This is a genomic window from Komarekiella delphini-convector SJRDD-AB1, assembly GCF_014831675.1.
Classification (GTDB): Bacteria; Cyanobacteriota; Cyanobacteriia; order Cyanobacteriales; family Nostocaceae; genus Komarekiella.
In genome coordinates, this window is the sequence record NZ_VJXY01000034.1 from 48,396 (window position 1) to 71,796 (window position 23,401).

Consider the following 23,401-nt stretch of genomic DNA (forward strand, 5'->3'; position numbering starts at 1 on the left):
TAAGCAACGTCTTATAGAGGAGACGCTGCTTTGTAGCTTGCTTCTACGTTCGTGCAGCGTCCCGTAGGGAAGGGGTACTGTGGACGTACATGCTCAAATTCAGCAATACCTAGTTTTTTATTGTGTTCAAATCCTCAATGAAAATCTCTACGTTTTACCTTCTAGTTAATTGGAAGGTAGCTCTAGTTGATGTCAATTACATGTCTTCTAACTCAATTCCTTTGGTTTCCTTAATAAAAAAGAGAACGAAGAACAAAGAGATGGCTGCCGCAGTTGTATAAAGACCATAGGCAGAACCTAATCCGAAATATTGCAGTATGGGAGGAAATGTTGTGGAAATGACGAAGTTCGCAACCCATTGCATTGCAGCTGCAACTGAAAGTGCAGCACCTCGAATCTTGTTGTTAAACATTTCTCCTAACAGTACCCAGACCACTGGCCCCCAGGAGAAACCGAAGCAAAATACATAGAGGTTGGCTGCTAGGAGAGCTATAATACCCGCTGAGCCGCTCAAGGTGGGATTACCAGTAGCATCTAGCTGAGCAGTTCCAAAAATAGCAGCCATCGTTCCCAATGTTAGGGTCATGCCGAGCGACCCTAGGATAAGTAAGGGCTTGCGACCAAATTTATCGACGAAGGCGATCGCAATCAGTGTTGTAATAATATTGACGGCTCCTGTAATCACTGTGATTGTTAGAGAACTTTGTTCGGAAAACCCAACTGCTCGCCACAAAACGCTGCTGTAGTAGAAGATCACATTAATCCCAACGAATTGCTGGAACACAGATAAACCTATTCCTATCCAAACAATACGAAGGAGTCCGCCATTTCTACCTAAGAGGTCAGAAAACTTTGGCTCGCGCTCTCGAAGCACTGTTTGCCGAATTTCTTCGATTTTTGCCAGCACGTTTCCGCCCAAAATTTTGGTTAGAACGTTCGCAGCTTCAGGCTCCCGTCCTTGAGCAACCAAGTAGCGGGGAGATTCGGGAATCATTAAAGCAGCCATTCCGTAGAGCACCGCTGGAGGAATTTCCGTCCAAAACATCCAGCGCCAAGCGGCGATTCCAAACAAAAATGGCGACTCTGCTGAACCTGCTGATACGGCGATAAAGTAGTTGCATAGCAGTGCAATAAAAATCCCAACCACGATCGCTAATTGTTGGAGAGATCCTAATCTTCCCCGTAAATGAGTGGGAGAACATTCTGCAATGTAAGCTGGCGCGATAACGCTAGCAGCACCGACTGCAAGCCCACCCAATAGCCGCCAAAAGGTAAAATCCCAAATTCCAAAGGGAAGCCCGGAACCAATGGCACTGATGGTAAACAACACCGAAGCTGCTACCATTGCCTTGACTCGACCATAACGGTCGGCGATCTTCCCTGCATAAATGGCTCCAACCGCAGACCCCAACAATGCCAACGATACAGCAAGACCAATCTGTACACTGTTGGCGTTAAAAGCTTTGGAGATAGCTGTAACCGCGCCGTTGATCACAGCAGTGTCAAAACCGAACAAAAAGCCCCCAAGGGCGGCAGCACCAGCAATCAAAATGACGTAAAACGTGTTGGATTTACGACGAGTAGTAGTGGAGGACATGGCTTCTTATATGTATTGGGCATGAGGCATGGGTCATCGTATTAGGTAGGGATTAGTGGATTGAGTATTAGGTTAAGGATTAAAAGAATTCTTTCCCAGTCCCCAATCCCCAGTCCCCAGTCCTCAATCAACGTCTGGAACGTCTGCGGAGGCGATCAATCATCACCGCGACAATGATTACTAGACCTTTGACGACTAGTTGCCAGAAGTAAGACATGTTTAATAGGGTCAAACCATTGTTGAGAACAGCAATGATCAATGCACCTAGAAGGGTTCCGCCAATCGTACCAATACCACCTGTAAAGCTAGTTCCACCAAGAATTACAGCAGCGATCGCATCTAATTCGTAACCCTGACCTAACATGCCAGTAGCACTATAAAGACGGCTGGCGCTCATTATTCCTGCTAAACCTGCCAATAATCCACTAACGCCATAAACAAATAGCAAGACGCGATTTACTTTGATACCAGTTAGTCGTGCTGCCCGGTCGTTACCACCAACAGCGTAGATTTGCACTCCTAAAACAGTTTGTCTGAGGACAAACCAACTAACTAATACAGTCAGTAGGGCAATGATTACTAGCCAAGGAAGGGGCCCCAAATAGTTATTACCTACCCAAGCAAAATTAATGTCGCGGTTAATTACCGTTGTGCCATTGGCAACCAAAAAGGCAGCACCCCTCAAAGCAGTGAGTGAACCCAGCGTGACAATAAAAGGCGGTACATCCAAAAAGGTGATCAGAGCGCCGTTGACTAAGCCTAAAAGCAATCCTGTGAGTAAACCAGCAGGCACAGCCACCCAACCTAAAGCAGGAAGTAGCGATACAAGTACGGCAACTACAGCAGAAACACCCAATATTGACCCAACTGAAAGGTCAATACCTCCAGTCAGAATCACAAACGTCATTCCTGTTGCCAGCACAATGTTGATGGATGCTTGGCGCAATATGTTGACGAGGTTGCCGCCTGTGAGAAAGTTGGGAGAAAGGAACGTAAATAAGATGCAGATAATTACTAGGATTGGTAAAATACCTGCAACCTCAAGCAGAGTGCTGATTGATTTCCGGTTGCGCGATGTTGAATCCTTGCCTAGTCTGTTATTTGCAGGCTTTAACGTATGGCTCATGATCCTAGTACCTCCGATGCTCCAGTTGCATAGTGCATAATTTTTTCTTGAGTAATTTCTTTACCAGGACTACCATCAAGTTCACCCACCAGTTGTCCTTCTCGCATCACTAGAACGCGATCGCTCATTCCCACAACCTCTGGTAGTTCGCTGGAAACCATGAGAATGGCAACGCCTTGTGCTGCCAACTCACTCATAATTCGGTAAATTTCGCTTTTAGCACCGATATCTACGCCACGTGTCGGCTCATCCAACATTAATACTCTCGGCTTAATAGCTAACCAACGCGCTAGCAGGAGCTTCTGCTGATTACCACCAGAAAGATCCACTGCTCTGATTTCCAAATTGGCCAGCCGGATATTAAAGTTTTCAACTGCTTGCGTTGCTAGCTGATTAACTGAACCCCAATTAACGATGCCAGCTTTTGCATCCTGCTTCAATGTGTTGATAGCAATATTCTTACGGGCACTCATCTCCAAAAATAAACCCTGGTCTTTGCGGTCTTCTGGGACGTAGCCGATTCCCGCTGCAATGGCATCACTAGGCGAATTAATATCCAATTTTTTACCATTTAGGAATACTTCACCACTTGCCTTGTGGTCAGCACCAAAAATCAGCCGAGATACCTCCGTACGTCCTGCACCAACTAGCCCCGCTAGAGCAACAATCTCTCCAGCATGAATTTTTAAACTCATCGGCTCAATCTTGCGTCCGTCGCTGATATTTCTGACTTCCAGCACTACCGGCCCAGGATTCATTTGCCGTTGATGTTCGTAAAAATCCTCCATAGGACGACCAACCATCATCTGCACCAATCGCTGTGGAGAAATTTCATTGCGTGTGAGACTACCAATGTATTGGCCATCACGCAACACGCTAATTCGGTCAGCCAGGGCATATATCTCTTCCATGCGGTGGCTGATGTAGATAATAGCAATGCCATCATTCCGCAGTTTGCGAATTACCTCAAATAAATGCTCAGTCTCGCGATCAGACAGGGCTGCTGTTGGCTCATCCATCACCAAAACGCGGCTTTTATCCTTCAGCGCCCGCGCAATTTCCACCTGTTGCTGTTCGGCGATCGACAAGTTACCAACCACAGTCTGGGCTGTAAAGTTGGCTCCCAGACTTTGAAGCACTTGCTGTGCTTCAGTTTCCATACCTTTACGGTCTAAAAATTGACCTCGCTGCAACTCGCTACCCATAAAAATATTTTCGGTAACGGTTAAATTGGGCGCAACATTTAGTTCTTGATAAATCAGATTAATACCAGCCTTACGCGCTGTACCCGGATCGGTAATTTTGACAGGGCTACCATTGATGTAAATCTCGCCTTCATCGGCAATATAAGCCCCTGCCAGGATTTTCATTAATGTGCTTTTGCCTGCGCCGTTCTCACCCATCAGGGCGTGAACCTCTCCTGGATAAATCGTCAGATTGACATTTTGCAGAGCAGGTACACCATGAAATCGCTTTCCAATCCCTCGCATTTCTAATACAGGGGTGGTGGTTGGTGTATCAGAAAAAGAAGTTTCAGTAGTTGTTGTCATAAGCGAATCCTGTAAAAAAATTGAGTCAAGAGTAGAGACGCGATTAATCGCGTCTGTACAAGGGTTAAGGGTCAAGATAAGTAATTTATTCTCCTCTGCCCCGGTTGCTGAGCGCAGTTGTTGGCGCAGCCTCTCGTAGAGAAGCACTGCTTCTTCATTTCCCCAATCGCTACTTACCAACCTTGGGAAGTGTTGACGTTATCTTTTGTGATCAGCTTGACTGGAATCAGAATGGTGGGTGACTCAGGTTTTTTGCCATGCAGGATGTCGTTGCCAACCTGAACTGCTTTTTGGGTCATTCCTCTGGGATTTTGAGTGGCAGTCGCAGCATATAAACTGTTGTTGGATGCGATCGCCTGGATTGCTTCTGGCGCACCATCAACGCCAACAATGAAAAATTCCTTGCGTTTGGCTTGGTTAGCTGCTAAATCTACTCCTACGCCACTCGGATCGTTGATGGCAAAGACAGCATCAATTTTGGGATAGGTTGTTAGCAAATCGCTCATTACTTTCAGTCCTCCATCCCGACTGCCTTCGGCGTTCTGGTCTTTAGAGAGTATTTTGATATCAGGATATTTGGATAATACTTTTTGGCAGCCTTCAACTCGCTGGATCACTGAGGACACTGGCGGGCCGTTAACGATTACTACATTGCCTTTGCCTTTGAGGCGATCAACAATATACTTACAAGCTACCTCTCCGGCTTGTAAATTATCTGTGGTTACTGTAGCATCTACATCTGCATCAATGGCCGTATCTACCGCAATCACGATTTGACCTGCTTGCCTTGCTCTATCGACTGCTGGTCTAATTGCTTTACTATCAGCAGCATTTAAGATAATTAAGTCAGTATCAGCAGCAACGAAATTTTCGATTTGGTTGGTTTGTTGGTTGAGATCATAGCCACTGGAAACCACAGTAACTCTGACATTATTACCGCCAATTCTCTTTGCTTCTTTCTCAGCTCCCTGTCCCATCAGAACGAAGAAGGGATTACTTAGATCGCCAACAGTAACTCCGACTGAGCGCAATTTGACATCCTGATTACTATCTTTGCTCTTTGTAGCTGTGTTGGTAGCAGTATAGGTATCGGTGTTAGTACTAATATTGTCATTGGGTGACGTATTTGTGCAGCTTACAAGAGTACTACTAAAAATACTTAATATACTAGCTGCGATCGCAATCCTTTTCACGTTCGTCTATCTCCTAAAAATCATCCAATTTTTATTGCTTAATTGTCTAGGAATGTATTGTTTGAATAATCAGGTAAAGTATTTGAAACAAACTGCATCCAGCTGTTTGAAGTATGTCTGAATTACGAATTACATCAAGCCTTTTCTACGAGACGCTATGCAAATAGCGAGGATTACGAATTACAAATGAGCGCAATTTTGCATCCTGATTACTATCCTTAATCTCTATAGTAATTTTGCCATTTTGAGAGGCATACATAGCATTGTGATGATTTTGGGAGGGACTTGTGCAGCTTGCAAAAGTACCACCGAGGAGACTTAATCTGCTAGCTGCGATCGCAATTTTTTTTCATATTCATCCATATCCAACAACACATTTGAAATTGAGAAAGGTCAGCATAATCCAAATCTGCAATGTCATTGCAAGATGAACTAGGTTTGAAAACTTAAAACCCAACTCAGTCACACTGCTAGCTTTTGCGATCTCAACTATTCTCAAACATCATGTGATATCACTTGATTGCAGTTATTGCTGTGATCACTAAATTAGCTTTTTGCTTTAAAAACCAAAACTATGAGTGTTGCACTATTTCAAAAACTCACTTTACTTTTTTGTAAAAGTAGATTTGAAAGTGCATGAATTGAAAACAGCTTTTAACTAAAATTTTGAGCCTCATACTATCAAATTTGTAAATTCTGATGGTATTTGACTATAGTTATTAGTTTATCCTGCATGATGACAAAAAAATTAACTCCCTTTATCGAACTTTACAAAACAAAGAATACTGTTCCATTTCTAAACAATTCAAGCTTTTTATCCTAGAAAATTTGCGAAGATTAAGCAGCATTGGACTGAAGTTGAATTTAAAAAACTTAACATTCATGACTCAAATTTATAGTCATTTGCACACAGATTTTATATATATCGATGTACTACTCAGATTTATAAAACACCCTACCTAGTTTAGTTTTGCCGAAAAGTTTTTGCTCATCATAGTAAGCAAAAAACAATCATAATCTGCATAAGCTCAATCAAATATATTATCTGTGCAGTATGTTATAAATTTTTGCTTGTGCTACTACTGGATATTTAGAATTTGATTGTTGTGTGTAAATAGTTAGCAACTAAATCTTTATAGTATGGCTTGATTTTTTGTCAATCAATAAGAAGATAGAATATTTTAGAGTTTGAGGCATATCTTTAGTTAAATAATACTTTTGCGCTTCATTTTTGTAGACGTGTGCTTAAACTTGTCTTAAACTTATTTTTGCACACGTGTGCAAAAATAGCTTGTTAAGTTTTTTTGCACATTTATCTGTAAATCAGGATTAACAACTGCTTAAACTGTCTGAAGTCCAATATCAAACGTTGCTGCGTAACCAAGATTTGTTTTGGTAAGTGTAAGTAACAATTGCTCTCCGCCGTCTTTAAAGATCCAATCTTCAGTATTCCTCAGCGTACGCTGTCCTTTACTGGCGTATGGTGTGTGTGTATGCACTTGATCTGTGAGCGAGTCATCAAAGTATAGTTGTGAGGTAAACTCATAATTCTGCTTTGATGTCGTACTTGTGCGTATCTTAAAATGGATGTGGACTGCTCTACCCTCATACCAACCAGGGTAGATGGTTGTGAACTGGACGCTTCCATTGGCGTCTGTCACTTGATACCCGCGCAAGAATTTTTTGCCGATGGTATTGAAACTCGGATCTTGCACATCCGAATAGATGCCTAGGGCGTCACAATGCCAAATATCTGCGATCGCACCAGCAAGTGGTGTACAACCATTACTGTTAAACTGAGAAATACGAAGCGTTAGTTTGAGTGGTACGCCGTCTTTTACCGAACTATCGGAGGGGTCTGAGCGGATATCGGAGCGGTTGAGCTTATCGTCTACAAAATACGGGCCTTCGGTCTGCTGTGGTCTAACGACACACGCGGGCAATGTTGTAGGAACAGATATACTTGATTGTGCCTGTACTGTTTGGGACTTTTTAGATATGCATCCAAAAAGTATTGCAGTTCCAGATGCCCTGAATAGCATAAGTGCTTCTCTTCGACTCAGAATTCGACCTACTTGATAATCGTCGTTTTTCATACTATATATTTGCCTTAACACTAAATTATTTCAGGTGTTGCTAAATTATTAAAATGATTATTAAACGTTCTTAATTTGGTGGTTTAGTGACATGCAAGATTCTATATTTATTATATTTATTGCCTTTGGATGCATCTGGCTATTGATGGGAGTTACTGGTTGGATAGTATTTCTTAAATCAGAAGGTGAAGAAATTCGGATTGGTAAATGGGGACTTATTGTTGCTGTCCCAATTATTATCCCAATTGTTTTTGCTCTCATCATTGGAGTACTGTACCGCTAACTGCATTATCCTAACTGTAGAGACGATAATTGGGTAGTATAATTAACATAAAATAAAATCATAGTTCGTAGTTAGCGATTCATCGCTCAAAACAAGGATTGTTAGGAATAAAGTCCTTACTACAAACTTTTATTGACGCCTTTGAAAATTATTTGTGGTTATTTCTGAATACTGCACTACTACCTCGCTGTACTAAAAAAGGAGATAAAACGCGGTTTTCTACAGTTTTATCCTGTACTAAATCGAGTAACATTTGCATAGCAAAGCTACCCATTTCTAACATTGGCTGGCAGATTGTTGTGAGTGGCGGCGTCACGTAACGAGATAGAGCAATGCCATCAAATCCGACTAAACTTAAATCTCGTGGTACTGAAATACCTAATTCTTGACAAGCCAAAAGAGCGCCAACTGCTACCATATCGTTATAGCAAAAGATGCCAGTTACCCCAGCAGTTAATAGCTTAGATAGCATTTTTCGACCAGTACTAACATCGCTTGTTCTGGTCTTGTCTTGATCATTAATTGCAACCCAGTCATCAATTTGTGGTAGACCAGCTTCAGCAAGAGCGATTCGATATCCTTCTAGGCGCTGTTGATTTGATCTACTGCGATCGCCCACACCTAGATAACCAATAGAGGTATGTCCGAGACTGACTAGATGCTCTACAGCTAATCTAGCACCTAAGCGATCATCTATTGCTACTGAGTGAAATATTTCAGATTGATCTTCGGCCTGGCTATTAATCAAAATTGTTGGTACGGCAATTTGTGTTAGTTGCTTTGTATGCTGTTTACTAATTCGTGAATCAGCTACCAAAATACCGTCTACTCTACGGCGATGAAAATTATCAATAGCTGCTATTTCCTGCTTCAAATCTCGATGTGAAGTACTTAACACAACACTCAACCCTGATGATGTAGCAACCTGTTCGATTCCTTCTACTACCTCAGCAAAAAAAGGATCTGCTATTGAAGTTACTACTACCCCAATAGTATTGGTACGTGAAGAAAGCAAGCTTTGAGCAATAGCATTAGGTACATAGCTCATCTCCCGCGCCAGTTGCTTAATTTCCTCTCGCACTTTCGGGCTAATTAGAGGGTTGTCTCGTAAAGCGCGTGAAACTGTAGAATGAGAAACGCCTGCTCTACGAGCAATATCTTCAATTGAAACTTTTCGTTTACTCATTATTCCACTTTATACATTTGCACACGTGTGCATAATGATCTATTTTAGAGAACTAGAGTTATTTGTCAACAGATCCTAATACAAATCGTAATCAGGTCTTGTCAATATCGTTACACTGCGCTTGAACACAGATTCAGCGAAAAAAACCGATTATTTCGTAGAGACGTTGCAACGTCTCTACTGACAGGATTTACGCTGGTGCATACTCTGTAAAAAGCGAGGCGATCGCGGTGACTAATACAGAAGCACTTGCTGTTAGACTGGACGAAGGCTGAGAAGTAGTAATGATTTTCTTTGAATAAGAAAGAGCCGAAATGAGAAAATTAATTAAGATACGTTTTTTGTCTAATAATGGAAAAAGGCAAAAAATAGAGAATAAATTAACAATTACGATTATAAAAAGGCGTCGGGAAAACCCATTCCTTCTCGGTAGGTGATGAAAGACGCCTCGACGCTGTTAACAGTTAACAGTCAACTGTCAACTGTCAAAGTAAAATCCAATCCCCTTTTAGGGGTGGGATGAATTTAACTAATTCAAATATCTGTGAACATGGCTGTAGCATCTTTTTACTTTTATGCAGAATTGAATGATTTTTTACCACGGCATCAAAAGCAGGTGAGAATATCCCATTTTTTTGGTGAGAGAGCTTCAATTAAGGACATGATTGAAGCTTTGGGTATTCCTCATCCAGAAGTTTACTCTATAGAAGTTAATGGTGAATATGTAAATTTTTCTTATATTGTTCAAGATGGAGATACTATTAATGTTTATCCAATTTCTGCTAGGAGTTTTGATAAACCAAGTATTTCTGTTCTACCTAAACCGCTCAGTGTTATTCGCTTTGTTTTAGATATTCATTTAGGCAAGTTGGCAACATCTCTACGACTTTTAGGCTTTGATACTTTATATCGAAATGATTACGAAGATGAGGAATTAGCAAATATCTCCTATAGTCAAACACGCATTATTCTAACTCGCGATCGTGGTTTATTGATGCGTAGTTTAGTCACACATGGATATTATGTTAGAAACACTGACCCTCAGCAACAAATTTTGGAAGTACTGCAACGCTTTGACTTATTCAAAGTAGTATCTCCCTTTCAACGATGTTTGCGTTGCAATGGCTTATTAGAACCTGTAGATAAACAAGCTATCACTGAGCAAGTACCGGAAACAGTGCGATCGCAGATTGATGAATTTAATCGCTGTCAAGACTGTGGTCAGATTTATTGGAAAGGGTCACATTATGAGCGATTGCAACGGTTTATTGACGGCGTAATTGAGTCTAGAAGAGTTGAGTGATGAAGCGATCGCATCTTAATTGATACTAATATTAGGATTTTTTCTCAACCAGCATTCCATTGATGTAAGTTCTTTTTGAATTGTCTATGCTGTTAATGTTCTTGTCTTTGGAAGAACCAGTACCCTCAACGGTTTTTTTTACCGTATTTATACCTTTCCTAAAAGTCCTTATAGAAATTTCAGAATAAGCGCTGCAAGACTGACAATAACCTCCTAATATAGTCTGCATTTGCACTGGAGTTATTTCATCCATAAATAACTTTACATCAGTAAGATGGAAGTTGGAATCTATTATGTTAGCCATTGTTTTAGGTTTCTATATTTAATGCCAGAGCAAACACATCTAAATGCTGAATTTATTTGAATCCGAAAATTTTATAATTATATAAAATTTGGGAGTGCTGAAATCTTATTTTTATCAGCATTCAAAAATAAGATGTCTTTGCTCTGTTGAAGTAAATTAACAATGTTTATCATTCAGATTGAAAACTACTTGCACCTGGAACATTAGCAATAAGCATTTGACGTTCTCCAAGATTTTCTGTGCCTTCTTCTGGACGGTTCAAATCATCAGCAAGAGAATTTTGCTCTGCCTGTCCGTTCACTTCCTCTGTTTCAATGGGAGCCGCCTCGTGTTCAATATTAAGAGAGCGAGGAGGTTCTTTGGCGTGAGATAAATCAATAAGTGGATTTGGTTGTTCAGAAGTCATGAGTTGCTAAATAATATACTCTTCTTTAGTGTTGAATTTATTTTGAATGCAAACATCTTTCTTGAGAAAGAAACCCGCAGATGCTATGGGAGTAATGTAAAAGACCATGACATTAATTTTAGCTCTCGATTTTGGCGGAACTAAACTGGCAGCAGGGATGGTAAATGTCGGTTCTAGAGAGTGGTTAGGTTATGAACGCCGTTTATCGCCAGCAAAGGCAAATGCTAGCACTGATTTGGAAATTATGCGATCGCTCATTTACTCTCTGCTGCAAGGAACAAAACCAGCTGCGATTGGTGTCAGCTTTGGAGGGCCAGTAAATGCTTCCACAGGAACAGTGCAACTATCTCATCATGTCGCCGGATGGGAAAATATTCCTCTCAAACACTTGTTGGAAGATGAATTTGGTGTCCCGGTTGGTGTAGATAACGATGCTAATGTAGCTGCTTTGGGGGAACATCGCTTTGGCGCAGGTCAAGGATACGATAGTCTGTTTTACATTACAGTCAGTACAGGTGTGGGTGGTGGTTGGATACTCAACGGTAAACCTTGGCGGGGTGCAGGTGGGATGGCTGGTGAAATTGGACACATGGTTGTAGATCCTGCTGGGCCAGTATGTTTGTGTGGTAAGCGGGGATGTGTGGAACGTTTAGCATCGGGGCCCTATATGGCGCAAAATGCCAGGGAAATTTTGGAAAACATACTGCCAGGACGCCAAGGAGGAGAGATTTTGAGGGGTTTGGTGAGGGATGATTTAACGTTGCTGACGGGACAGTTGGTAAGCGAGGCGGCGACTGCTGGAGATAATTTGGCTAAGCAAGTGTTGCACAAGGCTGCTTGGGCGTTGGGTGTGGGTGTTGGCAATGTAGCAAACCTCATGAATCCGCAGCGCTTTGTATTGGGAGGTGGTGTAACCAAGGCGGGAGAGGATTTTTGGCAGGTGATGCAACAGGTGGCGCGGGAGACAGCTTTGCCAGAAGTTGATTTTGAAATTGTCCCGGCGGCGCTGGGTGATGATGCACCATTGTGGGGGGCGGTGGCACTTACTTTGATATGAAAAAGATATTATTCAAACCATCTTGTAAGATGACAAATTATTTCGGATGTGAATATATGAAAAATGTTATTGCTTCAAGCGATCGCCTTTTCAATTATGACATGATTATATATAGCATGATATTAACAGTACTTATGAAATTAAGGTCATCCCACTTCTAAAAGGGGATGGGATAACACGAAAGACTGTTAACTGTTAACAGCGTCGAGGCGTCTTTCATCACCTACCGAGAAGGAATGGGTTTTACCGACAGCTTTTTATAAAACTTCACATTAAATTTGAGTTATATTTTAACAATTAAGAAATGACAGCGATAGTTATATGATCTGCTGCCTAAATCCCGATTGTGCGAATCCCCAAAATCCAGATGAAGCAAACTTCTGCCTCAGCTGCGGGATAAAATTAGTATCATTATTACGAAATCGTTACCGGATTATTAAACTGCTTGGACGAGGGGGATTTGCTCGCACATACATTGCAGAGGATATAGACAAGCTTAATGAAGAATGCGTTGTCAAGCAGCTAGTACGAGATCAATTTTATGGCGGTCGCGGCAGTGAAGCACAAAAAAAAGCAACTGAGTTGTTTGAGCGAGAAGCAAAACGTCTGCAAGAGCTAGGTAAACATAACCAAATTCCCACGCTGTATGCTTACTTTAAGGAAGGTGACTACCTATATTTAGTACAGGAGTTTATCGAAGGACAAAATTTGTTGCAAGAATTAAACCAGCAAGGAATATTTGATGAACTAAAAATTCGAGAACTCTTAAGTGGTTTGTTACCTGTCCTAGAAACAATACATCAACAGCAAGTGATTCACCGAGATATTAAGCCCGAAAATATTATTCGCCGTCAAAGTGATGACAGATTAGTGCTAATTGATTTTGGTGTTTCAAAGCAAAAAACGGAAACAGTAAACTCTACACCAGGAACAATCATTGGGTCGTTGGGGTATGCAGCAATTGAGCAAATTCAGCTAGGTGAAGCTTATCCTGCTAGCGATATTTACAGTTTAGGAATAACTTGCTTTTATCTGTTGACTAATATTTCTCCCTCACAACTGTGGCTAAAACAGGGCTATAGTTGGGCTTCTCGTTGGCGACAGTATTTGACACAGCCACTAAGTCAGGAATTAGGGCTGATTATTGATAAATTGCTACAAGAAAACCATGAACAGCGTTATCAGTCAGCAAAGGCAGTATTACAAGATTTAAATTCTTTGCCAGTACCACAATTTATAATACCTCACACAGTAATGTCGTCTCGTAACTCATTACCACCACACTCAGAAGTTACAGAGCAACCAACTAAATATATACCGCAATTCTCTACTTGGGAATTCTTACCAGGGGCAATAATCGCAAGTTCAGGTAGTTCATTTTTAGCGCTCGCTATTCTAAGTTTTGTAGGAACTATGTGGATTAGCTCTGGATTATGGCTACTAATTCTAGGTTGCTTAATATTTTCTCAATCTCGCTCGCTTTTTGAAAAAGTTTATTTATTTCTTATTGCTATAATTACAAATATATTCATTGTATTTATATTCCAAAGTTTAAAAATCATTAATCCGATACAATCAGGCATAAATGGGCTAATAGTTTTGGTGTTACTAGTTGTTCTAGCTGGCTTGTTGGCATTTATGATTGTAGGTATTTCTCAAATAATGAACAAATTTATCTCTCAATATTTTTGATTTAAATAAATTTAATTAAATTATTTTATCAATTGAGGTAATTACTTATGACCAATAAGAAAGAAAATATTCGGCTGCTAATTTCTTTAGGACTGGCGGGAGTCATGGTTGCGGCTATTTTATGGTTAATAGGTAAATTTTCTTCTAACCTCACACCTTCATCAAATTCAATGCCGATCTCATCTTCAGAGCCAAGTCTATCTCTTCCTGAATGGATGAGTTTGGGTGGGAAAATTTTAGTAACAGCGGATAAAACTGCTGATAAAGAAACCGGAGTTCGAGCTTTTGCAGCTAATGATTTTGCCACTGCTGTAACGAAATTCCAATCATCTCTACAAACAAATCGTAATGACCCGGAGACGTTAATTTATTTAAATAATGCCAAAATTGGTAAATCGCCAGCACTAAAAGTTGCCGTAATTGCACCGATTGGTCGTACTCTGAATGAAGCGAAAGAGCTTTTGCGTGGAGTGGCACAAGCTCAAGATGAAGTTAATAACAGCGGTGGAATTAATGGTATGCCGTTGCAGCTTCAGATTGCCAATGTTGATAATATTGAAAAGCTCCAAGAGTTAGATAATGAATTTGTTAAAGACTCTAGCCTTGTGGCAGTAGTAGGGTTTAGTCGCAACGAAAAGATTTATAACGAGCGTGGTTTAGTCAGGATTTCTCTTACAAGTCCAATGACGCAACTTGGAGAAAATCAAACACAGCCTGGACAAGCAAGATACGTATTTTATGCAAGTCCAAATCGTAACAATTTCACTCAAGCTCTTGCCGAATATATTATCAAAAAAGAACGACGAACAAATGTTGCTATTTGTCAAGCTTCGACACAACAAGAAAGAAGTCAAGAAATTAAAAAACAATACGCTGATTTGATTACTAAAGCAGGGGGAAAAATCACTGATATAGAGTGTAATTTAAGCGCCCCAAATTTTAGAGCCAGCGATTTTGTGACTAAAGCGATCGCAGATGGTGCAGAAGCTTTACTATTAATCCCTAGACCAGACAAAATTGACTCTGCTCTTGATGTGGCACGAGAAAGTCAAGGCAAACTAGCACTTTTTGGTTCTCAGCTAATGTATGGTGAAAAAGTTTTAAAGTTTGGGCAAGGAGATGTTAAAGGAATGGTGTTACCCGTATCTTGGCATCATGATGCTAATAGTAATGCCAGAGGAGGTAATTCTTTTGCTAATAAAGCAGCTAAACTTTGGGGTGGACAAGTAAGTCCACGAACTGCGACGGCTTATGATGCACTTCAAGTAATTATCGCTGGCTTAGAAGAAGGGAGTACCCGCCAGAGTTTGCAAAAAGTGCTGTCTAATCCTAATTTTTCAGCTACAGGAGCAACAGGAAAGATTCAGTTTTCACCATCAGGCGATCGCCTTGGCGGAGTCTTTTTAGTCAAAGTTGAGCCTTGTGAGTCAAGTAAGTCTTGTTCTTCTAGTACTGGCTACGATTTTGTATTAGTGCAGTAAATATCAGACTTTTTATAAGTATGAGTTAAGAATATAGTGAGATTAAAAAGTCACTGTTGAATACCTTGGCGAAATTCTTTAATCGCTTCGAGGGGAGACGACAACAAAAGACAACGATTGAGCACAGATAAATCTAATTCTGGCAGTAACTCACTTTTAACAACTTTTTCGTATTCTTGTTCTCGTAAACAGTAAACCTCAAATGTGCCATCTTCCCAGAACCAAACTTCCGGGACTTGCGTTAATTTGTACTTACTTAGCTTGATAGGACTACCGCTAGTAATCACTACTTCAATACTGAGGTCTGGTATTGGTTTATCATTACCAAAGCAATAAGATAAGTCTGCTTGGTACTCTACTATCTTGGGAATAGCTTGGGTAAAACTCCCACTGGGGAAAAATTCAATACTCTTGACTTCAAAATAGATTATCAGTAGTGCAGCCATTAAACACTTAATCGCCTCATGAGGCTTACCAATACCCACTATTTCTAAGACTCCCTCACAATAAAATAGCCTTACCCCTGGCACATTTTCAAAGCTGCTTTGAATTACTTTGAACTGTTCCCAACTTAACCCACGTCGAAAGAAGCGTTGTTCTTCTTCTGGTAAACCAACAATATTTTCTAACGCTTGAGTCATAATATTTATCTCTGCTCAATTATTAGTAGTCTTATATCCATGCTAAGTCAGAACCAAATTATCTCGATGAATTACGGTTTCTGCACCGACATAACCTAAAATTGTGGGAATTTCCCGTGAATGACGCCCGCTAATTTTTTGCAGTTCATCGCTGCTGTAGTTCACAAGTCCTCTGGCAATTTCTTGACCGTTAGGATCACACAATTGCACGGCATCTTGTGTATCAAACTCTCCTTCTACTGCTTTAATTCCAGCGGCTAATAAAGATTTTCCTGCTAGAGAAATTGCCGCGATCGCACCCGCATCTAAATACAATTTACCAGTAGGTACAAGACCATAAGCTATCCAGCGTTTACGCGCAGAAGTGGGTTCAGGTTGCGGTTCAAAGTGTGTACCAAGAGGTTCACCCTTTAAGATTTTTTCGATATTCCGAGGAAATCGCCCTTCAGTAATTACGGTACGCACTCCCGCAGCAACGGCAATCCTAGCGGCAGAAATTTTTGTCACCATACCACCAGTACCCCATTGAGAGCCTTGGGAGCCTGTTTGTATCTGCAATTCTGCCAGCTCCTTCATACTACTAACTAAGGCGATCGGCTGGGCATCGGGTACGGAACGCGGATCGGCTGAATATAGCCGATCTACATCGGTGAGCAAAAATAGCCAATCTGCTTCTACTATGCTGGCAACTAATGCTGAAAGGGTGTCATTGTCGCCAAATTTCAATTCCTCTACTGCTACGGTGTCATTTTCATTGACTATGGGGATCACTCCTAATCCCAGCAGTTCTCGAAAGGTGTTGTAAGCGTTGAGATAGCGGCTACGCTGTACTAAGTCGCTGCGTGTCAGCAATACTTGGGCAATTGGCTGTTGTAGGGTAGTAAATAAATCGTCATACACGCGGATTAACCTGCCTTGCCCAACTGCTGCTACTGCTTGCTTTAGAGCGATCGCTTTGGGGCGTTCAGTTAAGCCTAACCGCGCACAACCCACGCCCACAGCGCCAGAGGAAACCAAAATCACCTGATGACCTTGGCGTCTCAAATAGCAGAGTGTTTCTGCTAAAGTTGCGATCGTGGAAAGTGCTAATTGTCCGGTTTCTGGTTGAGTCAGGCTAGAAGTGCCGATTTTGACAACAATCGTTTTGGTCATTGGTTAAGAGTAGAGACGCGATAAATCGCGTCTGTACAAGGGTCAAAATTAATTGCTCTGAACTTATTGACTATGGACTAAATTGTAAAGCGCCAGTCCCTCTATAAGTGAAGGCTGACGCTCTACGGGTTTATATTTATTTTGTATCAGTTAGGGTCTTTTTTGGCTGACCCCATGTTATTAATACTTATGATCCCCGATTTTTTGATTCTAGTGAGATTCCTTAATTATTTCTTTAGATTTACTTTCCTGACGATTTGTCAAGGTTTATGAATCTTTGTTTTTCTAGGGGTAATAGAGGCTCCTAAGATTTCTGATATCCAGACTTCAAAGTTGCGTATTGGATGAGAGCGGAGGGCGGCATCTGGATGAACAATCGGTTCGACTAAAATAGTAAACATCCCTAGACGATTACCTGCGATGACATCAGTAAATAAGCGATCGCCTACCATCCCTACTTGATGTACTGGTAGATTCATAGATTTTAGTGCAGCTCTGATTTTGCGTCGAGAGGGTTTGGCTGCACCCAAGTAGTAAGGTAGATTGAGAGAGCGGGCAATTCTACCAATCCGCGCTTCACTCAGGTTATTGCTCACCAAACACAGTGAAGCGCAGGCGCGGATTTGCTCCACCCAACTTTGTAGTTCTGCTGAAGCTACCCCTATTCTCATTGGCACTAAAGTTTCATCCACATCTAACACCAGCCCTTTCAATCCATATCGTTGGATAATATCTGGCGTCAGGTTCAATATCGAACCTTCTAATATTAGGTCAGGCTGTAAGAGATTGTTCCAGGTCATAGTCAACAGTCAGGCTTAAAATGCAAATAAGATTGCTATATTCAGAAGAACACATTCTGAGTACTTTTGATGGTGCTATTTAACTTTTATTTCAATACTATGCTAGTACCAATGAGTTTTTAGGGTGGGCATTGTAATGCCCACCCTACTGTGGTCTTTCATATATAATTAGAAATTCCCAATTAAAAATCTAAAAATATTACATTTTAATTTTTAATTTTGAGAGAAGTCAAAGCGGCGGCTACCCTACGGGTTCTTCGTTCGCGGAGCATCCCGTAGGGTAGAGTACCACCGTTGGCGCAGCCCGCCAAAAGTGAAAAATCAGAGTGGCGATTCCCGGCGATAGCTTCGCCAACGCCTGCCATAAAATGCCCGTTCGCCTCCGGTTTCCTTTAGGAGAAGGGCTGTAGGGCGAACTGAACTTTTCAACACAGGCGTCTGAACTTCGGAGATTTATAATCTTATTCGACTTCATTAAAAAGATGTTCTTCTAACAGTGGTTGCACTTGGCGAAACTCTTCTGGAGAAAGCAATTCAGGTTGACCTGTTTTTGATATCCGTGCAAAAAACAGTAGTGGGTCAAGTGGTGTATAAATTGCATACTCTTGGTCTTCGTAATAGAAGCTAGAGAGTAGTTGTAATTGCTCAGGCTCTAAATCTTCTCCTTCGTCTTCGATTTCTAAGGTAAAGAGTTCTGATTCTTCAACTGGAGGTAAATCACCAGCAACCGTTAAAGCGTAGGCTGTGTTTTTAAGTATCAGGTTTTGCTCAGATAGTACAGCTTGGGCTGTGTCAAAAATTTGCTCAATAATGGCATCATCTTCTACTAGAAGGGCTTCTTCTTCCTCTTCCTCACCTTGCCAAGCAAAAATTTCTACAGGTGAGTCTACAGGAAGAAGTAAAACGTATTCTTGCCCATCTACTTCGAGGGAATGCTCAATATAACATTCGAGCGATCGCCCTCTTTCATCAGTTAAAGTGATTGAACCCGCATGAGCGTGGTCATTTTCTTCGGGAAATTGAGAGGAAAACATAGCCGAAATGTGAAACTCTAATAAATACCAGCAATTGTCAAAATCACTTAGCTATTGAATGACTAGATAATGTCAACCAAATAACTGGAGAGCTAAATAAAACTGCTGGGTAATCGTTTTCAGAATATCATGTTAAAAGGTATCAATACTCAACAGCTACCACTGAGCCGCGGGAACTGACTCGCCTAGCATCCAACCATTGTTGCAAAATCAAAGAAGCTGCCTTCCGGTCAATCAAACCTTTATGGCGTGATGGGGAGCGGTTTTCAGCTATTAGCATTTGCTCTGCTTGATATGAAGTTAATCGCTCATCCACATATTCCACAGGCAGTTTAAGAGCTTTAGCAAGCCTATTAGCAAATTTCTGGACGTGACGCGCCTGAAATCCCAAAGAGCCATCCATTGAATAGGGTAAGCCAATAACCAGGACTTGCACCTCACGTTCATTGACTATTTGTCGCATTTGCTCGACATCGCGTTCAAAGGATGTACGCTCAATAGTGGTGATGCCTGTGGCAATTAAACCCGTGCGATCGCACCCAGCTACGCCAACACGTTTACTACCAACATCTAATCCCAAGGCTGAAATAAAAGGTTTTGGTTGCTCTTGGGGGATCACACTAATTCTCCTGCTGTGCATCTGCTGATTCCGGCTGGCCAGATGCTTCTATGCTACTGTTGTTACCTGAAAAGTTAAGAGGTTCTGACTTGGTTGGCACTGATCTATCAGATGATGGCGATTTTCCAGGTTGTACCCATGACATACCGCCTGGTATTGGTTTGCGTGCTGGTTGCAGACCTTGTAGCATCTCACTCCACTGAATTCCTTCTAAGGAGACAAATTTAGACTCCCGTAGCTTGTGCCACACTGAGCGAGACATGATTAGTGTATGTTCTATGCGTTTTGCTCCAATTTGCTCCAAATATTCTTCTCGCTCTGGCTGATAGTCTGAGGAAGCGAGTTGCAAGCCTTGTTGAGGAAAATCTTGAGCAATACGAGCTAGTTGAGACAACAATTCTGGATATAGCCAGGTATAGGCAGGATGAACTGTCAGTGTTGCTGCATGTGGGGCCTCACCCTTGCGGTCAAGTTGTACCTGAAAATGACCGATCGCCGCTTTGCGTTGGGGTTCAAACACGTAGCCACTCACTACTTCTGTTTTGGTCAGCCATTGCTTGACTGCATCAGTTAAAACGCCGAACAAACTAGTTTTAAAATCGCGGGTGTTGCGATCAAAGACCTGACGTACCAGAGGGGGCATTGATGCCGTATCTAGCTGATATAGTAACTGGGCATCAGCATTACTTACTGGCAAGAGGTTAGGTAAATCTGGCTCTCCTTTTGCCAATTCAGCCAGCAATTCTGGTTCAATTTCCCAGTACGTCATTTCTGCTAGGCGCTGAAAGCCATTTTGTCGGTACAGTGCCAGCGCCTCCATATCATTGACGTTAACTTCCAGTAGCCAAGTGCGAGCTTCCAAAATCGATTCAAAACAATGGCGTAAAAGTTGCGAACCGATTCCTTGTTTATCAGCACCACGCTCCAGCATCACTCGGTCAATCCGCCAAGTGCTGCGTGTCCGGTTAAACGGTGACACTTGAATCATCCCTAAAAGCATCCGCCCTTGTTCTGCTACATAGGCACAGAAGCGATACTGAAGCGGGTTAGGAAACCAACTCAAAAATTTGAGTAGTCCATACCAGCGGCGTAACTGTTGCATCTGGCTGATGGCAAAACGAGCTCCCTGGGGAGTGAGGGCTGCGAATGACTCTTGATTTAGGCGCTCAATTCCATCCAGATCCCGGTATTGGACTGGTCGGATGATCACGCTGAGATTTCGAGGAAGTAATGAAGTCATTTTGATTCGAGCCGCCATTTAGCCTTAACTAACTGCTCTTTTAAGGTACTGCTGCCATAATCTTAACGGCTTTATGCTCTTTGCTATTGTTCCAAAAGAGTGATTTTCGTAACCCAATACTTAAAAAAGCAGACCTTGTGGGAACACTATAGGCGTTAACCCAACAATATCTGCTTTTATTTTATTTGAATTTTGGTTAAAAATTGTTTAGATTATGAAACTTGCCGAGAAACTAGCTTTTCAAAATTGGCTTGGGTTTGATGGAGTAATTGCTGACGACTATCTTCAAGTGTCTGCTTCAGGGTTGGAACCAGATTGCGAGCGTGCAGAGTCATGTGAAGTTGCAGGTGGGCGACGTATTCACTGATATCTTCGTTTGGTGCAACTGTGCCCGTTAAGAAATTTGATTCCATTGCCACTGTGTACTCCTTTATAAATCCTGTGCCGTGTCTTGACATCACTACTACTTATCATGTTGTTTAGTCTCTCTTCTTAATTTGCAATGAAGTTTAACGGTTGTTCGCAATTAACATATTCGAGCGTCGGAGTCCACCGCCATACCTTTATGTTAGCGGCGTTCCTACCGTAGATCTGGGACTAGGGACTGGGGACTGGGAACACTTCTCTTCTGTACGTTCGCGTAGCGTGTCGTAGACAGAGGCGGCGCAGTGCATCGCTGGGAAAGCATTCTAAAATATGTCCGGGGTCAAAGCCTCTTCCATAATTTTTCGCTTTGATTACCCAATCCCTAATTTCTAATTCCTAATCCCCAGTCTCTTTTACTTACTTGGGGCGATCGCCGAACTCGGAGTTATAACCCTCTTCACCGTGTTCATTAATATCCAGACCTTGGTACTCGGCTTCCTCTTTGACTCGTAGACCGACTGTAGCATCGATAATCTTTAGAATGATCCACGTGCCAATTCCGGCGATCGCATAAGCAATAGCGATCGCGATTAGTTCAATCACCAATTCCCCGAAATTACCACGCAGCACACCATCTTTACCTGCTGCGTTGACTTGAGTGGTGGCAAAAATTGCGGTCAAAATTGCACCCACAGTACCACCAACGCCATGCACAGGATAGGTATCTAATGCATCATCAATTTGTAGTTTATGCTTGAAACTCACAGCGTAGAAGCAAACAAAGGCGGTGATGAAACCTATTAAAATTGCTGATAGCGGTGTGACAAATCCAGCAGATGGAGTAATACCCACTAAACCGGCAACGGCTCCTGTAGCTGCTCCGACTGCGGTTGGTTTACCTCGCAAAACCCCCTCTAAAATCAGCCACATTAAAGCCGCCGCTGCTGCCGCTGTATTGGTGGCAACAAATGCTGTTGTGGCTACATTTGTTACTAAATTACCCGAAATCCCACTAGCAATAGACAAGGCACTCCCAGCGTTGAAGCCGAACCAGCCAAACCAAAGCAAAGCAGCACCTAGCAGAATGAAAGGAACGTTGTGCGGAGGACTAAGGCGGTCAGGAAAAGTTTTTCGAGGCCCAAGGACGATCGCGGCAACGAGGGCAGAAACGCCAGAACTAATGTGAACTACTGTGCCACCTGCAAAGTCAAGAGCACCTAAACCACCATACAAACCCAAAAATCCACCTTTAGCCCATACCATGTGGGCCAGGGGGGCGTAAATAAAGGTTGACCATAATAGGACAAACAAGGCATAGGCGCGGAAACTCATCCGTTCTGCGATCGCCCCGGAAATTAAGGCTGGGGTAATGATTGCAAACATGGCTTGATAGATCATGAATGCTTGGTGAGGAATTGTCGCGGCGTAAGAAACGACTTCCACCGGGTTTGATCCTTTGAGATAGTCGGTTGTCTCTAGCCCAACGCCATTTAAACCAAACCACTGTAATCCCCCAATAAACGGCAACCCTGGCGCAAAAGCAAGACTATAACCCCACAGAACCCAGGTAACACCGACGATCGCCATCAACACAAAGCTCATCATCAACGTGTTTAAAACGTTGCGCGATCGGACAAATCCACCATAGAAGAATGCTAATCCTGGTGTCATTAGCAGAACGAGTGCTGATGAAATCAGCATAAATGCTGTATCTCCAGTATCAGCAGCAGGCGGAGCAGCTGGTGTTTGGGCAAACGCATTGCCCATCAGCGATACTCCCCAAATTAGGAGGGCGATCGCCCCAATTGTCACAACTTTCTTCAACACTTATTTTTTGTCTCTAAAGACCAATAATTTTTGTATTAGCTGAATATATCTCAGTACTATTTGATACTCTTTTTTGTCTTGTAAGTTACTCTGTTTTAGTCTTTTTGAAAGGTTAATAAAAATATAATCTTAATCGGAGATCCTAAATTTTAAATAAGCATATATAAATGTAACAATTGCATCTTTTTTTTCAAGAATAGCATTTTGTTCCAGTGATCTAAAGTTTTAAGTTTTTAGTTAATTTTCACTACAAACAAAGACAAAAGTTAGTAGTTAGTGCTTTCGCCCTAACTACAGGCTACAAAGTATTTTCTATTGAAATTTTTACTTAGAGGTTGTTTGAAAAGTGGTTGGCTGTATCTTTGCATTTATTGATCCCCCCTAACCCCCCTTTCCAAGGGGGGACTTTGAATCAAATTCCCCCTTGGAAAGGGGAGCCACTGTGTTG

The 23,401-nt window shown here is 41.8% G+C and carries 22 protein-coding genes; 5 read left to right on the forward strand and 17 right to left on the reverse strand.

The window, feature by feature from the left end:
* Positions 1-196: 196 nt before the first annotated feature.
* From FNW02_RS25120 to FNW02_RS25140, 5 genes are all read right to left on the reverse strand, one after another.
* Entirely contained in the window at positions 197-1,597 is a 1,401-nt protein-coding gene (locus FNW02_RS25120) for a sugar porter family MFS transporter (RefSeq protein WP_191760211.1), read from the reverse strand.
* A 127-nt stretch (positions 1,598-1,724) separates the two neighbouring features.
* Positions 1,725-2,723 carry an ABC transporter permease subunit gene (locus FNW02_RS25125; RefSeq protein ID WP_191760212.1) on the reverse strand — a complete coding sequence of 333 codons (999 nt, stop codon included), beginning with the start codon at positions 2,721-2,723 and terminating at the stop codon, positions 1,725-1,727.
* On the reverse strand, positions 2,720-4,273 hold the full coding sequence (locus FNW02_RS25130; RefSeq protein WP_191760213.1) for a sugar ABC transporter ATP-binding protein: 1,554 nt from the start codon (positions 4,271-4,273) through the stop codon (positions 2,720-2,722). Before FNW02_RS25130 ends, FNW02_RS25125 begins: the two co-directional genes overlap by 4 nt.
* A gap of 173 nt (positions 4,274-4,446) precedes the next feature.
* The gene (locus tag FNW02_RS25135; protein ID WP_191760214.1) at positions 4,447-5,466 is read right to left on the reverse strand and encodes a substrate-binding domain-containing protein; all 1,020 of its coding nucleotides are present in this window, start codon (positions 5,464-5,466) and stop codon (positions 4,447-4,449) included.
* A 1,340-nt stretch (positions 5,467-6,806) separates the two neighbouring features.
* Positions 6,807-7,562, reverse strand: a complete 756-nt coding sequence (locus tag FNW02_RS25140; protein ID WP_191760215.1) for an intradiol ring-cleavage dioxygenase — start codon at positions 7,560-7,562, stop codon at positions 6,807-6,809.
* Positions 7,563-7,653: 91 nt separating this feature from the next.
* Here FNW02_RS25140 and FNW02_RS25145 point away from each other — a divergent pair, with 91 nt between their 5' ends.
* A complete protein-coding gene (locus FNW02_RS25145) occupies positions 7,654-7,845 on the forward strand; it encodes a hypothetical protein (RefSeq protein ID WP_191760216.1) in 192 nt (63 codons plus the stop codon).
* A 148-nt stretch (positions 7,846-7,993) separates the two neighbouring features.
* Here the strand turns inward: FNW02_RS25145 and FNW02_RS25150 are convergent, their stop codons facing one another.
* Positions 7,994-9,031, reverse strand: coding sequence for a LacI family DNA-binding transcriptional regulator (locus tag FNW02_RS25150; RefSeq protein ID WP_191760217.1), 1,038 nt, complete (start codon positions 9,029-9,031; stop codon positions 7,994-7,996).
* Positions 9,032-9,581: 550 nt separating this feature from the next.
* Between FNW02_RS25150 and FNW02_RS25155 the strand changes: the two genes are divergently transcribed.
* Positions 9,582-10,334, forward strand: a complete 753-nt coding sequence (locus tag FNW02_RS25155) for a Mut7-C RNAse domain-containing protein (protein WP_191760241.1) — start codon at positions 9,582-9,584, stop codon at positions 10,332-10,334.
* A 31-nt stretch (positions 10,335-10,365) separates the two neighbouring features.
* On the opposite strand, the gene FNW02_RS25160 is transcribed toward FNW02_RS25155, so the two are convergent.
* Both FNW02_RS25160 and FNW02_RS25165 read right to left on the reverse strand, forming a co-directional pair.
* Positions 10,366-10,638, reverse strand: a complete 273-nt coding sequence (locus FNW02_RS25160; protein ID WP_191760218.1) for a hypothetical protein — start codon at positions 10,636-10,638, stop codon at positions 10,366-10,368.
* Positions 10,639-10,807: 169 nt separating this feature from the next.
* Positions 10,808-11,044, reverse strand: coding sequence for a hypothetical protein (locus tag FNW02_RS25165; RefSeq protein ID WP_191760219.1), 237 nt, complete (start codon positions 11,042-11,044; stop codon positions 10,808-10,810).
* Positions 11,045-11,150: 106 nt separating this feature from the next.
* On the opposite strand from FNW02_RS25165, the gene FNW02_RS25170 reads away from it, so the two are divergent.
* The 3 genes from FNW02_RS25170 to FNW02_RS25180 all read left to right on the forward strand — a co-directional run bounded on the left by FNW02_RS25170 (position 11,151) and on the right by FNW02_RS25180 (position 15,274).
* Entirely contained in the window at positions 11,151-12,101 is a 951-nt protein-coding gene (locus FNW02_RS25170; protein ID WP_191760220.1) for an ROK family protein, read from the forward strand.
* Positions 12,102-12,422: 321 nt separating this feature from the next.
* On the forward strand, positions 12,423-13,793 hold the full coding sequence (locus FNW02_RS25175) for a protein kinase domain-containing protein (RefSeq protein WP_191760221.1): 1,371 nt from the start codon (positions 12,423-12,425) through the stop codon (positions 13,791-13,793).
* A 47-nt stretch (positions 13,794-13,840) separates the two neighbouring features.
* Positions 13,841-15,274 (forward strand): ABC transporter substrate-binding protein, encoded by a 1,434-nt coding sequence (locus FNW02_RS25180; RefSeq protein WP_191760222.1) that lies wholly within the window; start codon positions 13,841-13,843, stop codon positions 15,272-15,274.
* A gap of 50 nt (positions 15,275-15,324) precedes the next feature.
* On the opposite strand, the gene FNW02_RS25185 is transcribed toward FNW02_RS25180, so the two are convergent.
* The 9 genes from FNW02_RS25185 to FNW02_RS25225 form a co-directional block, all read right to left on the reverse strand.
* Positions 15,325-15,915 (reverse strand): Uma2 family endonuclease, encoded by a 591-nt coding sequence (locus FNW02_RS25185; protein ID WP_191760223.1) that lies wholly within the window; start codon positions 15,913-15,915, stop codon positions 15,325-15,327.
* Positions 15,916-15,957: 42 nt separating this feature from the next.
* Positions 15,958-17,067 carry a glutamate 5-kinase gene (proB, locus tag FNW02_RS25190; protein ID WP_191760224.1) on the reverse strand — a complete coding sequence of 370 codons (1,110 nt, stop codon included), beginning with the start codon at positions 17,065-17,067 and terminating at the stop codon, positions 15,958-15,960.
* A 260-nt stretch (positions 17,068-17,327) separates the two neighbouring features.
* Complete coding sequence (locus FNW02_RS25195) at positions 17,328-17,867, reverse strand: YqeG family HAD IIIA-type phosphatase (RefSeq protein ID WP_191760225.1); 540 nt, start codon at positions 17,865-17,867, stop codon at positions 17,328-17,330.
* A gap of 206 nt (positions 17,868-18,073) precedes the next feature.
* Entirely contained in the window at positions 18,074-18,232 is a 159-nt protein-coding gene (locus FNW02_RS25200) for a hypothetical protein (protein ID WP_191760226.1), read from the reverse strand.
* Positions 18,233-18,328: 96 nt separating this feature from the next.
* A complete protein-coding gene (locus FNW02_RS25205; RefSeq protein ID WP_191760227.1) occupies positions 18,329-18,901 on the reverse strand; it encodes a DUF3727 domain-containing protein in 573 nt (190 codons plus the stop codon).
* A 142-nt stretch (positions 18,902-19,043) separates the two neighbouring features.
* Positions 19,044-19,520 carry a Holliday junction resolvase RuvX gene (gene ruvX / locus FNW02_RS25210; protein WP_348535444.1) on the reverse strand — a complete coding sequence of 159 codons (477 nt, stop codon included), beginning with the start codon at positions 19,518-19,520 and terminating at the stop codon, positions 19,044-19,046.
* Between the two features lies 1 nt (position 19,521).
* On the reverse strand, positions 19,522-20,778 hold the full coding sequence (locus FNW02_RS25215) for a GNAT family N-acetyltransferase (protein WP_191760229.1): 1,257 nt from the start codon (positions 20,776-20,778) through the stop codon (positions 19,522-19,524).
* A 194-nt stretch (positions 20,779-20,972) separates the two neighbouring features.
* A complete protein-coding gene (locus FNW02_RS25220; protein ID WP_162397663.1) occupies positions 20,973-21,173 on the reverse strand; it encodes a hypothetical protein in 201 nt (66 codons plus the stop codon).
* A 370-nt stretch (positions 21,174-21,543) separates the two neighbouring features.
* The gene (locus FNW02_RS25225) at positions 21,544-22,893 is read right to left on the reverse strand and encodes an ammonium transporter (RefSeq protein WP_225225890.1); all 1,350 of its coding nucleotides are present in this window, start codon (positions 22,891-22,893) and stop codon (positions 21,544-21,546) included.
* Positions 22,894-23,401: the final 508 nt, after the last annotated feature.

Excerpts from the sequence above, each read along its gene's own strand:
- FNW02_RS25215 (WP_191760229.1), bottom strand. The coding sequence starts at position 20,778 with ATGGCGGCTCGAATCAAAATGACTTCATTACTTCCTCGAAATCTCAGC.
- FNW02_RS25165 (WP_191760219.1), bottom strand. The coding sequence starts at position 11,044 with ATGACTTCTGAACAACCAAATCCACTTATTGATTTATCTCACGCCAAA.
- FNW02_RS25220 (WP_162397663.1), bottom strand. The coding sequence starts at position 21,173 with ATGGAATCAAATTTCTTAACGGGCACAGTTGCACCAAACGAAGATATC.
- proB (WP_191760224.1), bottom strand. The coding sequence starts at position 17,067 with ATGACCAAAACGATTGTTGTCAAAATCGGCACTTCTAGCCTGACTCAA.
- FNW02_RS25205 (WP_191760227.1), bottom strand. The coding sequence starts at position 18,901 with ATGTTTTCCTCTCAATTTCCCGAAGAAAATGACCACGCTCATGCGGGT.
- FNW02_RS25195 (WP_191760225.1), bottom strand. The coding sequence starts at position 17,867 with ATGACCTGGAACAATCTCTTACAGCCTGACCTAATATTAGAAGGTTCG.
- FNW02_RS25180 (WP_191760222.1), top strand. The coding sequence starts at position 13,841 with ATGACCAATAAGAAAGAAAATATTCGGCTGCTAATTTCTTTAGGACTG.
- FNW02_RS25120 (WP_191760211.1), bottom strand. The coding sequence starts at position 1,597 with ATGTCCTCCACTACTACTCGTCGTAAATCCAACACGTTTTACGTCATT.
- FNW02_RS25185 (WP_191760223.1), bottom strand. The coding sequence starts at position 15,915 with ATGACTCAAGCGTTAGAAAATATTGTTGGTTTACCAGAAGAAGAACAA.
- FNW02_RS25175 (WP_191760221.1), top strand. The coding sequence starts at position 12,423 with ATGATCTGCTGCCTAAATCCCGATTGTGCGAATCCCCAAAATCCAGAT.
- FNW02_RS25150 (WP_191760217.1), bottom strand. The coding sequence starts at position 9,031 with ATGAGTAAACGAAAAGTTTCAATTGAAGATATTGCTCGTAGAGCAGGC.
- FNW02_RS25125 (WP_191760212.1), bottom strand. The coding sequence starts at position 2,723 with ATGAGCCATACGTTAAAGCCTGCAAATAACAGACTAGGCAAGGATTCA.
- FNW02_RS25155 (WP_191760241.1), top strand. The coding sequence starts at position 9,582 with ATGGCTGTAGCATCTTTTTACTTTTATGCAGAATTGAATGATTTTTTA.
- FNW02_RS25200 (WP_191760226.1), bottom strand. The coding sequence starts at position 18,232 with ATGGCAGGCGTTGGCGAAGCTATCGCCGGGAATCGCCACTCTGATTTT.
- FNW02_RS25170 (WP_191760220.1), top strand. The coding sequence starts at position 11,151 with ATGACATTAATTTTAGCTCTCGATTTTGGCGGAACTAAACTGGCAGCA.
- FNW02_RS25145 (WP_191760216.1), top strand. The coding sequence starts at position 7,654 with ATGCAAGATTCTATATTTATTATATTTATTGCCTTTGGATGCATCTGG.
- FNW02_RS25225 (WP_225225890.1), bottom strand. The coding sequence starts at position 22,893 with ATGGGCAATGCGTTTGCCCAAACACCAGCTGCTCCGCCTGCTGCTGAT.
- FNW02_RS25160 (WP_191760218.1), bottom strand. The coding sequence starts at position 10,638 with ATGGCTAACATAATAGATTCCAACTTCCATCTTACTGATGTAAAGTTA.
- FNW02_RS25130 (WP_191760213.1), bottom strand. The coding sequence starts at position 4,273 with ATGACAACAACTACTGAAACTTCTTTTTCTGATACACCAACCACCACC.
- FNW02_RS25140 (WP_191760215.1), bottom strand. The coding sequence starts at position 7,562 with ATGAAAAACGACGATTATCAAGTAGGTCGAATTCTGAGTCGAAGAGAA.